Source organism: Dactylosporangium sp. NPDC005572, from assembly GCF_040605515.1.
Lineage (GTDB): Bacteria > Actinomycetota > Actinomycetes > Mycobacteriales > Micromonosporaceae > Dactylosporangium.
This window is the reverse complement of sequence record NZ_JBEXCY010000010.1, coordinates 102,287-114,516: the sequence shown is the minus strand read 5'-3', so window position 1 is coordinate 114,516 and position 12,230 is coordinate 102,287. Positions and strand designations below refer to the sequence as shown.

Genomic DNA, 12,230 nt, shown 5'->3' with positions numbered 1-12,230 from the left:
ATTCCGCTGCCTGACGGTCAGCTAACGGTCAGCTTGGTTGGCTAGGGTCTGCCGCATGGGGGCACGCGCCGGCGACTATCTGGTGCTCGTTTTGCCACCAATGGCCGTTGGGGCGGCCGTCGGGGTGGTCGTTCTGGCCGACGAGCCAGAGGCGTTCCTGCCGCTCATGATCGTGCTGCAGCCGCTGACGACGCTCGGGATCGTCATCGGGCTGGTGGAGCTCACCCGGACCAACCGGGGGCCGTCGACGTTCCGGCTGGTCCCGCACGACGGGCGGGTGGCGTTCGCGGTGCCGCCGAACTTCCGGCGGCAGTGCCTGTTCAACGGGCTGCTCAGCGCCGCGCTGGTGCTGATGGCCGTCACCGGGCTGCGGGTGCCGGGGCGGATCGTGCCGCTCATCGCGTGGGCCATCCTGGCGCTCAACGCGACCGCCATGCTCCTGCTGGTGCAGCGGATGCTGCGCAGCAGGCCGCTGCTGCTGACGGCCGACGGGATCGGGATCGACGGCGGGCGGACGTTCGTGCCCTGGCCGGCGCTGGAGCCGGGGCCGGACCGTCCGCTGTGGAGGCTCGCGCGGCCCGAGCTGGTGCGGGGGCGGCGCATCCGCCAGCTCCAGCCGGGGCAGGCGGTGCCGCTCGACGTGTCGCTGTGGTTCCTCTCACTGTCGATCTACGACTACGTCACCCATCCAGAGCACCGGGCGGCCATCGGCACGCCCGAGGAGCTCGACCGCCTCCGCGGCACGCTGGCGACGCGCGCCATCCAGTAGCCCACCCCGGGAGTCACACCCCGGGCGGGCACGCTGGAGCCATGGGGCGGGCCCTGATCGCGCTGGCCGTGGCCACCCTCGTGTATTACCTGGTGCCGCTCGGCACGATCCGCGCCGCCGACGAGTGGGTCCGCGGCGCGGTCGCGCTCGCCGGGATCGCCGTGCTCTGCGTGCTGTTCGCCCGGCAGCTGCGCCGGCAGGTCCGGGCCGGGTCGCGCGACGACGTGCGGGTCCAGAGCCTCGTGCTGCTGATGGTGCTCGCCGTGTTCGGCTTCTCGCTCGCGTACTTCCTCGTCGCCGATCAGTTCATCGAACTGCGCACCCGCACCGATGCGCTGTACTTCACGCTCTCCACGCTGGCGACCGTCGGCTACGGCGACGTGCACGCCGCCGGGCAGCCCGCACGCGTGCTGGTGAGCTGCCAGATCGTGTTCAATCTGGTGTTCATCGGCACGGCGGCGGCGGTGGTCAGCGCGGCCGTCAAGCGCCGGCTCTGACCCGAGCTACCGTTGCGTCCATGCGCAGCGCGGAGCAGATCCTCCGGGAAGTCACTACGATCGCGGTCGTCGGGGCCTCACGGAGCCGGATGAAGACGGCCCATTCGGTACCCCTGCAGATCCAGCGCCACGGTTGGCGCATCATCCCGGTGAACCCGTTCGCGGACGAGATCTTCGGCGTGAAGGCCTACCCGACGCTGGCCGACATCCCCGAGCCGGTCGACCTGGTCAACGTGTTCCGCCCGTCGGCCGACGCCACCCAGGTCGTCAAGGACGCGATCGCGATCGGCGCGCCGGCCGTCTGGCTCCAGCAGGACATCGTCTCCCCCGAGGGCCGGGCGCTGGCCGCGGCCGCCGGGGTCGACTACGTCGAGGACACGTGCATCGCGGTCATCAGGGCCGTCCACGCGATCAGCGCTCCCGAAGGACCCCGTACTCCTTGAGCAGCCCCCGGCTGATGATCGTCTTCTGGATCTCGCTCGTGCCCTCGCCGATGAGCAGGAACGGGGCCTCGCGCATCAGCCGCTCGATCTCGTACTCCTTGGAGTAGCCGTAGCCGCCGTGGATCCGGAACGACTCCTGGACCACCTCGGCGCAGTACTCGCTGGCCAGCAGCTTCGCCATGCCGGCCTCGACGTCGTTGCGCCGGCCGGCGTCCTTCAGGCGCGCGGCGTTGACCATCAGGCCGTGCGCGGCCTCGATCTTCGTCGCCATCTCGGCCAGCTTGAACGCGATCGCCTGGTGCTTGACCAGCGGCACGCCGAACGTCTGGCGCTGCTGGGCGTACGCGATGGCCAGCTCGAACGCGCGGACCGAGATGCCGCAGGCGCGCGCCGCGACGTTGACCCGGCCGACCTCGATGCCGTCCATCATCTGGTAGAAGCCGCGTCCGGCCTGGTCGGAGCCGCCCAGGATCGCGGTCGCCGGCACCCGGACCCCGTCGAGGACCATCTCGGTGGTCTCGACGCCCTTGTACCCCATCTTCTCGATCTTGCCGGGGATGGTCAGGCCGGGCAGCAGCTCGTTCTCGCCGAAGCCGGGCGCCTTCTCCAGCAGGAACGTGGTCATGTTCCCGTACACCGAGTCGGCGCCGAGGTCGGTCTTCACCAGCGTGGCCACGACGGTGGAGTACGCGCCGTTCGTCAGCCACATCTTCTGCCCGTTGATCACGTAGTCGCCGCCGTCGGGCACGGCCTTGGTGCGGATCGCGGCGACGTCGGAGCCGCAGCCCGGCTCGGACATCGAGAACGCGCCGCGCACCTCGCCCGCGGCCATCCGCGGCAGGAGGCGCTCGCGCTGCTCGGCTGAGCCGTGCTGGGAGACCAGGTAGGCCACGATGAAGTGGGTGTTGACGATGCCGGAGATCGACATCCAGCCGCGGGACAGCTCCTCCACGACGAGGGCGTAGGTCAGCAGCGACTCGCCGAGGCCGCCGTACTGCTCGGGGATGGTCAGCCCGAAGAGTCCCATTTCGCGCATGCCGGCGACGATGTCGGCCGGGTAGACGTCGTCGTGCTCGAGCCGCTGCGCGTGGGGGATGATCTCCTTGTCGACGAACTCCCGCACGGTCTCCAGGATCGACTGCTGCACATCGGTCAGACCTGGTGTCTGGGCTAGGCGGGCCATCTGGTCGACCTCCGTTGGTCAGCACAAGTTACCGGCGGGTACGCAGGCAGTATCCCGTCCGCACCGCGCGCCGGCCAATGTGAGCGGGCCACATGTGGCTGTGAAATTCTTCTCCGGTGGACGATGACCAGCGGATTCCCGGCGTCAACACCATGGCGATCGCGGCCCTGGCGTTCGCGGTGCTCCCGCCGTTCGGCATCATCATGGGTCACATCGCGTGGGCCCAGATCAAGCGGACGGGCGAGGGCGGTCGTTGGCTGGCATTGACCGCCCTCATCGTCAGCTACACCCTGCTGGCCTGCCTCTGCGGGGTCCCGATCGTGGTCCTCGGTTTTTAGCGGTACTGCGCCTCGCGCACGCTGTTGCCGCCGTCGATCACCAGCATCTGGCCGGTGATGTACGAGGCGCCCGGCGAGCACAGGAAGGCGATCGTCGCCGCCACCTCGTCGGGCGTGCCCGGGCGGCCCATCGGCGTGCCGAAGCCCTGCTTGAGCTCGACCAGGGTCGACGCTCCGGTGTGGATGATGCCGGGGGCGACCGCGTTCACCGTGATGCCGTCGGCGACCAGCTCCATGGCCAGCGCGCGGGTCAGCCCGACCACGCCCGCCTTGGCGGCCGCGTAGCCGGCCTCGGCCGGCAGCGCGTTCACCGGGCCGGCCGTGGCCGCCAGGTTCACGATGCGGCCCCAGCCGTGCTCGGCCATGCCGCCGACGAAGGCCCGGCTGACCAGGAACGCCGTGGTGAGGTTGCGGTCGATCTCGGCGCGCCACTCCTCGTAGGTGAGCTGGGCGACCGGGCGGAGCACCTCCGGGCTGGCCTTGCTGGCCAGGCCGGCGTTGTTGACCAGGATGTCGACGGCGCCGAGCTGGTCGCTGATCGCGTCGGCGAGGGCGCCGACCTCGGCCTCGACGGTGAGGTCGGCGACGAACCCGATCACCCCGAGCTCGCTCGCGCGGTCGTGGATGCGCCGCGTGGTCGAGACGATCGCGACCGCCGCGCCCATCGACTTCAGGCGACGGGCGGTGGCGTAGCCGATGCCGTCGGGGCTGCCGGCGCCGGTCACCAGGGCCACCCGGCCGTCGAGGCGTTCGACGGTCGTCGCCGACTCGTCGCCCGCCGGGTCTTCGGCGAGCTCGGGACCGCTGGAGGGGACGGCGCGCAGCGCGCGCCGCGCGGAGGACGGGCGGCTCACATCGCGCCGGCCGCTCTTGCCGGCGGGTCCGCTGGAGCGAAGGTCGGGTGCCATAGGGCAAATCCTGCCTTCCGGATCCGCCACCGGGCAATGCGACGCGCGTTTTCTCAGGCCGGCGGGGTGAACGAGGTGGTACGCGACATGCCCGCGGCCCGGCCTTTCGCCGAGATGACCAGCGCCATCTTGCGGGACGCCTCGTCGATCATCTCGTCGCCGAGCATGACCGCGCCGAGCTTCCCGCCGGCCTCGGAGGTGTAGTAGTCGTACGCGTCGAGGATGAGCTCGGCGTGGTCGTAGTCCGCCTGGGCCGGGCTGTAGACCTCGTTCGCGGCGTCGATCTGCCCCGGGTGCAGCACCCACTTGCCGTCGAAGCCGAGGGCGGCGCTGCGCTTGGCGACCTCGCGGAACGCGTCGACGTCGCGGATCTGGAGGAACGGACCGTCGATCGCCTGGAGGTCGTGCATGCGGGCGGCCATCAGGATGCGCATGAGGATGTAGTGGTACGGGTCGCCGGGATAGTCGGGGATCAGCGCGCCGACGACGAGCGACTTCATGTTGATCGAGGCCATGAAGTCGGCCGGACCGAAGATGATCGTCTCGACGCGGGGCGAGGCCGCGGCGATCGCGTCCACGTTGACCAGGCCGGCGGCGTTCTCGATCTGCGCCTCGATGCCGATCTTCCCGGCCGGCAGGCCGATCGTCTTCTCGATCTGGGTCAGCGTCAGGTCGAGCCACTGGACCTGGGCGGCCGACTGCACCTTCGGCAGCATGATGCAGTCGAGGTGCTCGCCGGCGCCCTCGACAACCTCGATGACGTCGCGGTACGTCCACGGGGTGGTGAGGTCGTTGACCCGGACCACGCGGGTCCTGCCGCCCCAGTCGCCGTCGTTGAGCGCCGCCACGATGTTCTTGCGCGCCTCGGGCTTGGCGAGCGGCGCGACCGCGTCCTCCAGGTCGAGGAAGACCTGGTCGGCGGGCAGCCCCCGGGCCTTGTCGAGCATCTTCACGCTCGATCCCGGAACGGCGAGGCACGAGCGGCGGGGGCGACCGAGAGCGGCCATGGCGAAGCTCCTTAGCAACGGTTAAGGGGCGGGGTACGCCACGGTAACCTCGTCGCGTGAGCGCGCAGAATGCCCCTGTGGGAGATCTCACCGGCCGTACGATCGTGGTCACCGGAGCCAGCTCGGGCATCGGTCTGGCCGCATGTGTCGAGATGGCGCGCCGCGGCGCCCACGTGGTGCTCGTCGGCCGCAACCCCGATCGTCTCACCGCCGCGGCCGCCGCGGTGCAGGAAGCGGCGGGTGGTAAGCCGCCCCCGGCCTACCGGGCCGACTTCGCGCGCCTCGACGACGTGCATGTTCTCGTCGACCACCTGCGCCAGCGGTACCAGAGGATCGATGTCCTGGCGAACAACGCCGGCGGCGTCGTGCGGGGGCACGTCGTCACACCCGACGGGTTCGAGGAGACGATCCAGAGCAACCACCTGGCCGGGTTCCTGCTCAGCAACCTCCTGCGGGAGCAGCTGCGCAACGGCCGCATCATCAACACGGCGTCGGGCGCGCACGCGATGGGCGCGGTCGACCCCGACGACCTGCGCGGCGAGCGCCGCTCGGGGCTGTGGAGGCGCTACGGCTCGGCGAAGCAGGCCAACATCCTGTTCGCGGCCGAGGCGGCGCGGCGCTGGCCCGACATCATGTCGGCGGCGTACCACCCGGGCTGGGTCCGCACCCGCTTCGGCGCCGGCATCGGGGTCAGCTGGGCGAGCCAGATCACGCCGTTCGCCAGGACGCCGCAGCAGGGCGCCGACACGCTGGTCTGGCTGGCCGCGACCCCGTCCGTGCAGCTCACCCCGGGCGGGTATTACGCCAGGCGCAGGCTCGCGCAGCCGACCGCGGCCACCCGCGACCCGCGGCTCGCGGCCCGGCTGTGGGAGGCCAGCCTCAGCGCTGTCGGTCTCGCTTAGCCCCGCGCACCTTGTGCAGGCGGAACGGCCGCTTCGGCAGCCGCGTCGCCGGGGACGGCCGGGGCGGGGCGGCCTGCGCGTCGTCGGGCAGCGGCCGGGTGTCGCCGGCCGGGGTCAGGCGGCTGACCACGCAGCGCTCGGCCCACACGGTGGCCAGTTCGGCGACGCCGTTGAGGCGCTTGCCGGCCAGCTGGGGCACCAGCTCGGCCCACTCGTCGGCGGACGGGTCGATCCGGGTCACGGTCGCCGCCCAGGTGACGATGCGGCCGCCGTGGTCGCCGCGGAGTGTGACGTCGACGGTGGACGCCTCGGCGAGGCCCGGTGCGGGCTGCTCACCGGGGCCGCTCACGACCAGCAGCGAGCCGCCGAGCCAGGCGCACCACACCAGGTAGGCGGGGCCGGCACCGGGCACCGACAGCCAGGCGACCGCGGCCTTCTTGGCGGCCTCCTCGATCAACGGCTCCATACGGCAATCCAATCACAACGGCGCCCGGGGCGAGTGATCATGGAACTCGCTCGACCCGTACCGCCAGGCCGACACCCCGGGCGGCCACTCCCCGTCGGGCCAGCCGCCCTTGCGCAGCAGCGCGGTCAGGAACCGCTGCGGCTCGGGCAGCTTCGTCCAGACCGACGGCAGGAACGTGGCGCGCCGCCGGCCGTCGTCCAGGATCAGCCCGTGAGTGCCGGGGACCAGCGCGGCCAGCACCTGCGCACCGTCGCCGGCTGGGATCGGCGCGGGCGGGCCGAGAACGGAGACCTTGACGTCGAGCAGCGGCCAGTCGTCGTGGGTGACCGGCGGCAGCCGGGGGTCGGTCATCGCCCGGACCGCGTTGCGCACGACGTCGCGGTGCAGTGGACGGACCGGCTCCAGGCTGCCGACGCAGCCGCGCAGGACTCCCGAGCGCTCCAGCGTGACGAACGAGGCGCCGGTGGCGTGCAGGGCGCCGTCGAGCGGCAGCCGGGCGACCAGGCGGGCCCCGCTGAGACGCGCGCGGACCGCGTCCGCCGCCAGGCAGGCGAGGAGCCGGCCATCCGTCAGCGACAATGCCGCCGTCACGCCATCAGCATAGGTGCGCCGACTCGACCGCCGCGCCGGCCGGGCTCGGTATCCGCGGGCGGCAACATGTGTCGGATCAACGACACTTCTCCGGGAGTTCCCGGCGGGTGAAAAGATCTCCGGCATGCGTTTTGCCGTCGCGGCCCTCGCCGTCGCGATCGTGGCCATCTCGTCGTCGGCGCCGCTCATCGCGTTCGCGACGGCCCCGGCGCTCGCGATCGCCTTCTGGCGCAACGCCGCGGCGGTCGGCGTGCTCGCACCGGTTGCGCTGGCCCGGAGGCCGCACGAGGTACGCAAGGCGGGCGGCGTGAGCGTCCTGTCCGGGCTGTGCCTGGCGGTGCACTTCGGCACCTGGGTGCCGAGCGCCCAGCTCACCAGCGTCGCCATGTCGGTGGCGCTGGTCTCGACCACGCCGGTCTGGGCGGCACTCATCTCGGCGGTTCGGGGCGTCCGGGTGCCCGCCTCGACCTGGGCCGGCATCGCGGTGGCGGTGGCCGGCGTCGCGCTCGCCACCGGCGCCGACCCCGACGCGTCGCCCCGGGCGCTGCTCGGCGACGCGCTGGCGCTGGTCGGCGGTATCGCCGCGGCCGGATACACGCTGCTCGGTGAGCGGGCCCGGGCGACGGTCGCGACCACGACGTACACCAGCGTCTGCTACTCGGTCTGCGCCGTGGTGCTGCTGCTGGCCTGCCTGGTCACGGGGGCCGACCTGGTCGGCTTCGACGGGCGGACCTGGCTCGCGATCGCGGCGATGACGATCGGCCCGCAGCTGCTCGGCCACACGCTGATCAACTACGCGCTCCGGCGCATCTCGGCGACCATGGTCGCGGTGCTGCTCCTGCTGGAGGTGCCCGGGGCGCTGGTGATCGCCTGGCTGCTGCTCGACCAGCTTCCTGAGGCCCGCACGCTGCCCGGGATCGCCGTGCTGCTGGCCGGGGTGGCGATCGTCGTGCTCGGGGCGCACGGTCGGCCCCGTCGGCCCGGTCAGCCCACGAACGGCGGCACGGCCATCTCGCCGGAGGCGATCGGCACCACGTGACCGCCCACGGTCGCGGAGACCGCCGCCCCGCCGGACGCGGTGACCGAGCACTGCAACGACGACGGCCGGTGGATCTCCACGCCCTGGGTGATCCGGTACCGGCTGAGGCCGTCACCGGGGAGCAGACCGGCGGCCACCAGCCAGACGCCGAGGCCGAGCGCCGCCGACCCGGTCGCCGGGTCCTCGGCCACGCCGACCCCGGGGACGAGCACCCGGGCGTGCGCCTCGTGCCGCTCGGCGTCCCAGTGGAACACGCTGACGTTGTCGACGTGACCTTGCAGCTTGAGCCGGGTGACGGCCGCGTCCGTCACCGACAGGTACGCGAAATCGAGCCCGCAGCCGGCCGTGCGCGGTGCCGGGCCGACGTAGTCCTCCCCGGTCAGGCCGATCGCCGCGAGCAGCGGTGCCGGGTCGAGGGCCGCGCCGACGGTCGGCTCGCCGCCGGTGACCGTCGCACTGTGGTGCTCCGGGTCGATCCGGATCGGGATCAGCCCGGCGCCGCACTCCTGCACGACGTCGGTGTCCTTGACCACACCGGCGCGGTGCAGCGTGACCGCGCAGCCCACGCTCGGGTGGCCGGCGAACGGCAGCTCGGTGCCCGGCGTGAAGATCCGCACCCGGTACGTCGCCTCGGGCATGGTCGGCGGCAGCACGAAGATCGTCTCGGACAGGTTGAACTCGCGCGCGATCGCATGCATCTGCTCGGTTGCCAGGTCCTGCGCGTCGTGGACGATCGCCAGCGGGTTGCCGGTGAACGGCCGGTCGGTGAAGACGTCGACGACGGAGTACCGCACCATGCTCATGAGTCGAAGCCTAATAAGTAGGCTGGTCTCTTGTGAGCACTGCGCCGCGAGTCTATGTGGCGCGCCTCGCCGGCCTGAGCGTGTTCGATCCGAACGGTGACCAGGTGGGCCGGGTGCGCGATGCGGTCGCGCGTCCCCGCACCGGCAACCAGCCGCCCCGAGTGGTCGGGCTGGTCGCCGAGATGGTGATGCGGCGGCGCATCTTCCTGCCCATCGGGCGGATCACCGCGATCGAACCCGACGCCGTGGTGCTCAACACCGGCACGCTCAACCTGCGCCGGTTCGAGAAGCGCGCCGGTGAGCTGCTCGTGCTGGAGGACCTCCTCGACCGGCACGTCACGATCCCGACCAGCGGGCGCACCGGCACCGTCGTCGACGTGGCCATGGAGTCCGACCGCACCGGCGAGTGGTCGCTCACCCGCGTCGCCGTCCGCGAGTTCAGCGGCCGGCTCACCCGCCGCGGCCACCTCAACCAGCTGGAGTGGGGCGAGGTCGCCGGACTGGCCGGGGAGCCCCAGACCCAGGGCACGGCCAATCTGCTCGCGGTCCTCGACAACATGCGCCCCGCCGACCTGGCCAACGTCCTGCAGGACCTGTCCGAGAGCCGCCGGGTCGAGGTCGCCGCCGCGCTGGACGACGAGCGGCTCGCCGACGTGCTGGAGGAGCTGCCCGAGCACGACCAGCTGGAGATCATCACCGCGCTGGAGCCGCAGCGGGCGGCCGACGTGCTGGAGGAGATGGACCCGGACGACGCGGCCGACCTGCTGGCCGAGATGCCGAAGCCGGAGCAGGAGGTGCTGCTCGACCTGATGGAGCCCGACGAGGCCTCGCCGGTCCGCGCCCTGCTCGACTATCTGCCGGGCACCGCCGGCTCGGTGATGACCTCGGAGCCGATCGTCATGCCGCCGGACGCCACCGTGGCGGAGGCGCTGGCCCGCATCCGCGAGCCGCAGCTCTCCCCGGCCGTCGCCGCCGGCGTCTTCGTCACCCGCCCGCCGATGGCCACACCCACCGGCCGGTACCTCGGGGTCGTCCACTTCCAGCGGCTGCTGCGCGAGCCGCCCTCGGCGCTGCTCGGCGGCGTGGTCGACAACGACATCGACCCGCTCGAACCCGGTACCACCCTGGCCGAGATCACCCGCCGGATGGCGACCTACAACCTGGTGGTGATGCCTGTGGTCGACGACAACGACAAGCTGGTCGGCGCCGTCACGGTCGACGATGTGCTCGACCACCTGCTGCCCGAGGACTGGCGCGACCGCGACCACGCCGAGCCCCTGCCACTGCCCGGCGGTGCCCGTGGCTGACCGCCGCCGCCTCGACCAGCCGCGTGACGCCCGGATCACGCTGCCCCGCTTCGACCCGGAGGCGTTCGGGCAGTGGTCGGAAGGCATCGCCCGGTTCATGGGGACCGCGAAGTTCCTCGTCTACATGACGGTGGTGATCCTGGCCTGGATCGCCTGGAACACGCTGACGCCGCAGAGCTGGCGCTTCGACCCGTACACGTTCACGTTCCTCACGCTGATCCTGTCCCTCCAGGCCTCCTACGCGGCGCCGCTCATCCTGCTGGCGCAGAACCGGCAGGCGGACCGCGACCGGCTGGCCTCCGAGGAGGACCGGCGCCGGGCGGCGGCCCAGAAGGCGGACACCGAGTACCTGGCCCGGGAGATCGCCGCGCTGCGCATCGCCGTCGGCGAGGTGGCGACCCGCGACTTCCTGCGCTCGGAGCTGGCCCGGATGAGCGAGGAGCTCGACGAGGCGGCCGTGCGGCGGGCGAAGCTGGAGCGGAAGAAGGCGCGGAAGGCCGCCGCCGCGACGCCTCCTACGCTGGACGAGCCGCTCGACGACGACTCCGTCGACTCCGACGAGCCGCCTGCTCCCCGGCGGCGGTCGAGGTCGCATTAGCCGGCACGCGGCGCGCGACAAATTTCTCATTTCGGGTCGTGTGACACTGTCCTCGACACGCCTGTTGAGCGCGCTTCCCGACGTAACATGGCAGCCATGTCTGCCCCGGCCACCACCGTCGAGGACGCGATCAGCGCTGCGCTCGCGACCGTCGACGACCCTGAGATTCGCCGCCCGATCACCGAGCTGGGCATGGTGCGTGACGTCACGCTCCGTCCCGACGGGGTCGCGACGATCGGCATCCTCCTGACCGTGGCCGGCTGCCCGCTGAAGGACAAGCTGCGCAGCGACATCACGCGCGCGGTCGGGGCGGTCCCGGGCGTGACCGCGGTTGAGATCGACTTCGGCGTCATGACCCCGGAGCAGCGCAAGAACCTCCAGACCAGCCTGCGCGGCGACGTCCAGGAGCCGGTCATCCCGTTCGCCCAGCCGGGCTCGCGCACCCGCGTCTACGCGGTGGCCAGCGGCAAGGGCGGCGTGGGCAAGTCGAGTGTCACGGTCAACCTGGCCGCGTCGCTGGCCGCCCGGGGCCTCTCGGTCGGCGTCGTCGACGCCGACATTTACGGCCACTCGATTCCCCGCATGCTGGGCGCCGACGGCCGCCCGACCCAGGTCGAGTCGATGATCATGCCGCCCTCCGCGCACGGCGTGAAGGTCATCTCGATCGGCATGTTCACACCCGGCAACACGGCCGTCGTGTGGCGCGGCCCGATGCTGCACCGGGCGCTCCAGCAGTTCCTCGCCGACGTGTACTGGGGCGACCTCGACGTTCTGCTCCTCGACCTCCCGCCGGGCACCGGCGACGTGGCCATCTCCCTCGCGCAGCTGCTGCCGTCGGCCGAGATCCTGGTCGTGACGACGCCGCAGGCCGCCGCGGCCGAGGTGGCGGAGCGGGCCGGGTCGATCGCCCTGCAGACCCACCAGCGCATCGTCGGCGTGGTCGAGAACATGTCCTGGCTGGAGCTGCCCACCGGCGAGAAGATGGAGATCTTCGGCGCCGGCGGTGGCCAGACGGTGGCCGACTCCCTGAGCCGCCTGGTCGGCGCGAAGGTGCCGCTGCTGGGCCAGATCCCGCTCGACACCCGGCTCCGCGAGGCGGGCGACTCGGGCCTCCCGCTGGTCCTGGCGACCCCGGACGCGCCGGCGGCGTCCGCCCTGCGGTCGGTAGCGGACCGGTTGGCGCAGCGCCGCGAGAGCCTGGTCGGCAAGCCGCTGGGCCTCAAGCCGGCCGGCCGCTGACCTAGCGCTTTTTTCTCGCCCCCGGCATCTCCATGATCAAGGGAAACATCTGGTCGCTATGACAGCCAGATGGCTCCCTTGATCATGGAAGCGCGGGCGACGCGGATCATGGAAGCGGGGCATCACGCTCACTGCCCACT

The 12,230-nt window shown here is 71.9% G+C and carries 15 protein-coding genes; 9 read left to right on the top strand and 6 right to left on the bottom strand.

The features are described 5' to 3' along the window. The first annotated feature begins 55 nt into the window (after positions 1-55). The 3 genes from ABZS66_RS08205 to ABZS66_RS08195 are packed head-to-tail and all read left to right on the top strand — an operon-like array spanning position 56 to position 1,709. A complete protein-coding gene (locus ABZS66_RS08205; RefSeq protein WP_354756326.1) occupies positions 56-769 on the top strand; it encodes a hypothetical protein in 714 nt (237 codons plus the stop codon). A 41-nt stretch (positions 770-810) separates the two neighbouring features. Next, positions 811-1,266: a potassium channel family protein gene (locus ABZS66_RS08200; protein ID WP_354756324.1), complete on the top strand. Its 456-nt coding sequence runs from the start codon at positions 811-813 to the stop codon at positions 1,264-1,266. Between the two features lie 20 nt (positions 1,267-1,286). Beyond that, the gene (locus ABZS66_RS08195) at positions 1,287-1,709 is read left to right on the top strand and encodes a CoA-binding protein (protein ID WP_354756322.1); all 423 of its coding nucleotides are present in this window, start codon (positions 1,287-1,289) and stop codon (positions 1,707-1,709) included. Here ABZS66_RS08195 and ABZS66_RS08190 read toward each other — a convergent pair. After that, positions 1,678-2,892 carry an acyl-CoA dehydrogenase family protein gene (locus tag ABZS66_RS08190; RefSeq protein ID WP_354756321.1) on the bottom strand — a complete coding sequence of 405 codons (1,215 nt, stop codon included), beginning with the start codon at positions 2,890-2,892 and terminating at the stop codon, positions 1,678-1,680. The two genes, ABZS66_RS08195 and ABZS66_RS08190, sit on opposite strands and share 32 nt — an antisense overlap. A gap of 116 nt (positions 2,893-3,008) precedes the next feature. Here ABZS66_RS08190 and ABZS66_RS08185 point away from each other — a divergent pair, with 116 nt between their 5' ends. Further along, the gene (locus ABZS66_RS08185; RefSeq protein ID WP_354756320.1) at positions 3,009-3,230 is read left to right on the top strand and encodes a DUF4190 domain-containing protein; all 222 of its coding nucleotides are present in this window, start codon (positions 3,009-3,011) and stop codon (positions 3,228-3,230) included. Here the strand turns inward: ABZS66_RS08185 and ABZS66_RS08180 are convergent. Together ABZS66_RS08180 and ABZS66_RS08175 are read right to left on the bottom strand one after the other, a co-directional pair. Further along, a complete protein-coding gene (locus ABZS66_RS08180) occupies positions 3,227-4,138 on the bottom strand; it encodes an SDR family NAD(P)-dependent oxidoreductase (protein ID WP_354756318.1) in 912 nt (303 codons plus the stop codon). The two genes, ABZS66_RS08185 and ABZS66_RS08180, sit on opposite strands and share 4 nt — an antisense overlap. A 53-nt stretch (positions 4,139-4,191) precedes the next feature. Next, the gene (locus tag ABZS66_RS08175) at positions 4,192-5,145 is read right to left on the bottom strand and encodes a CoA ester lyase (RefSeq protein ID WP_354756316.1); all 954 of its coding nucleotides are present in this window, start codon (positions 5,143-5,145) and stop codon (positions 4,192-4,194) included. Positions 5,146-5,222: 77 nt separating this feature from the next. Here ABZS66_RS08175 and ABZS66_RS08170 point away from each other — a divergent pair, with 77 nt between their 5' ends. Continuing rightward, positions 5,223-6,047, top strand: coding sequence for an SDR family NAD(P)-dependent oxidoreductase (locus ABZS66_RS08170; RefSeq protein WP_354756314.1), 825 nt, complete (start codon positions 5,223-5,225; stop codon positions 6,045-6,047). Here the strand turns inward: ABZS66_RS08170 and ABZS66_RS08165 are convergent. Together ABZS66_RS08165 and amrA are read right to left on the bottom strand one after the other, a co-directional pair. After that, entirely contained in the window at positions 6,025-6,513 is a 489-nt protein-coding gene (locus tag ABZS66_RS08165; RefSeq protein ID WP_354756312.1) for a hypothetical protein, read from the bottom strand. The genes ABZS66_RS08170 and ABZS66_RS08165 overlap by 23 nt on opposite strands. A gap of 12 nt (positions 6,514-6,525) precedes the next feature. Then, positions 6,526-7,104 (bottom strand): AmmeMemoRadiSam system protein A, encoded by a 579-nt coding sequence (gene amrA / locus ABZS66_RS08160; RefSeq protein ID WP_354756310.1) that lies wholly within the window; start codon positions 7,102-7,104, stop codon positions 6,526-6,528. Positions 7,105-7,228: 124 nt separating this feature from the next. Here amrA and ABZS66_RS08155 point away from each other — a divergent pair, with 124 nt between their 5' ends. Further along, positions 7,229-8,143: a DMT family transporter gene (locus ABZS66_RS08155; protein WP_354756308.1), complete on the top strand. Its 915-nt coding sequence runs from the start codon at positions 7,229-7,231 to the stop codon at positions 8,141-8,143. Here ABZS66_RS08155 and ABZS66_RS08150 read toward each other — a convergent pair. Then, positions 8,089-8,946, bottom strand: a complete 858-nt coding sequence (locus ABZS66_RS08150; RefSeq protein ID WP_354756306.1) for a PhzF family phenazine biosynthesis protein — start codon at positions 8,944-8,946, stop codon at positions 8,089-8,091. The genes ABZS66_RS08155 and ABZS66_RS08150 overlap by 55 nt on opposite strands. A 32-nt stretch (positions 8,947-8,978) precedes the next feature. Here ABZS66_RS08150 and ABZS66_RS08145 point away from each other — a divergent pair, with 32 nt between their 5' ends. The 3 genes from ABZS66_RS08145 (at position 8,979) to ABZS66_RS08135 (ending at position 12,090) form a co-directional block, all read left to right on the top strand. After that, entirely contained in the window at positions 8,979-10,253 is a 1,275-nt protein-coding gene (locus ABZS66_RS08145; RefSeq protein ID WP_354756304.1) for a CBS domain-containing protein, read from the top strand. After that, complete coding sequence (locus ABZS66_RS08140; protein WP_354756302.1) at positions 10,246-10,851, top strand: DUF1003 domain-containing protein; 606 nt, start codon at positions 10,246-10,248, stop codon at positions 10,849-10,851. Before ABZS66_RS08145 ends, ABZS66_RS08140 begins: the two co-directional genes overlap by 8 nt. Before the next feature lie 96 nt (positions 10,852-10,947). Beyond that, entirely contained in the window at positions 10,948-12,090 is a 1,143-nt protein-coding gene (locus ABZS66_RS08135; protein ID WP_354756300.1) for an Mrp/NBP35 family ATP-binding protein, read from the top strand. The last annotated feature ends 140 nt before the right edge of the window (positions 12,091-12,230 follow it).

Bases quoted from the DNA above. Each gene is read 5' to 3' on its own strand.
- ABZS66_RS08175 (WP_354756316.1), bottom strand. From the start codon at position 5,145: ATGGCCGCTCTCGGTCGCCCCCGCCGCTCGTGCCTCGCCGTTCCGGGA.
- ABZS66_RS08180 (WP_354756318.1), bottom strand. From the start codon at position 4,138: ATGGCACCCGACCTTCGCTCCAGCGGACCCGCCGGCAAGAGCGGCCGG.
- ABZS66_RS08200 (WP_354756324.1), top strand. From the start codon at position 811: ATGGGGCGGGCCCTGATCGCGCTGGCCGTGGCCACCCTCGTGTATTAC.
- ABZS66_RS08135 (WP_354756300.1), top strand. From the start codon at position 10,948: ATGTCTGCCCCGGCCACCACCGTCGAGGACGCGATCAGCGCTGCGCTC.
- ABZS66_RS08165 (WP_354756312.1), bottom strand. From the start codon at position 6,513: ATGGAGCCGTTGATCGAGGAGGCCGCCAAGAAGGCCGCGGTCGCCTGG.
- ABZS66_RS08155 (WP_354756308.1), top strand. From the start codon at position 7,229: ATGCGTTTTGCCGTCGCGGCCCTCGCCGTCGCGATCGTGGCCATCTCG.
- ABZS66_RS08195 (WP_354756322.1), top strand. From the start codon at position 1,287: ATGCGCAGCGCGGAGCAGATCCTCCGGGAAGTCACTACGATCGCGGTC.
- ABZS66_RS08190 (WP_354756321.1), bottom strand. From the start codon at position 2,892: ATGGCCCGCCTAGCCCAGACACCAGGTCTGACCGATGTGCAGCAGTCG.
- ABZS66_RS08205 (WP_354756326.1), top strand. From the start codon at position 56: ATGGGGGCACGCGCCGGCGACTATCTGGTGCTCGTTTTGCCACCAATG.
- ABZS66_RS08150 (WP_354756306.1), bottom strand. From the start codon at position 8,946: ATGAGCATGGTGCGGTACTCCGTCGTCGACGTCTTCACCGACCGGCCG.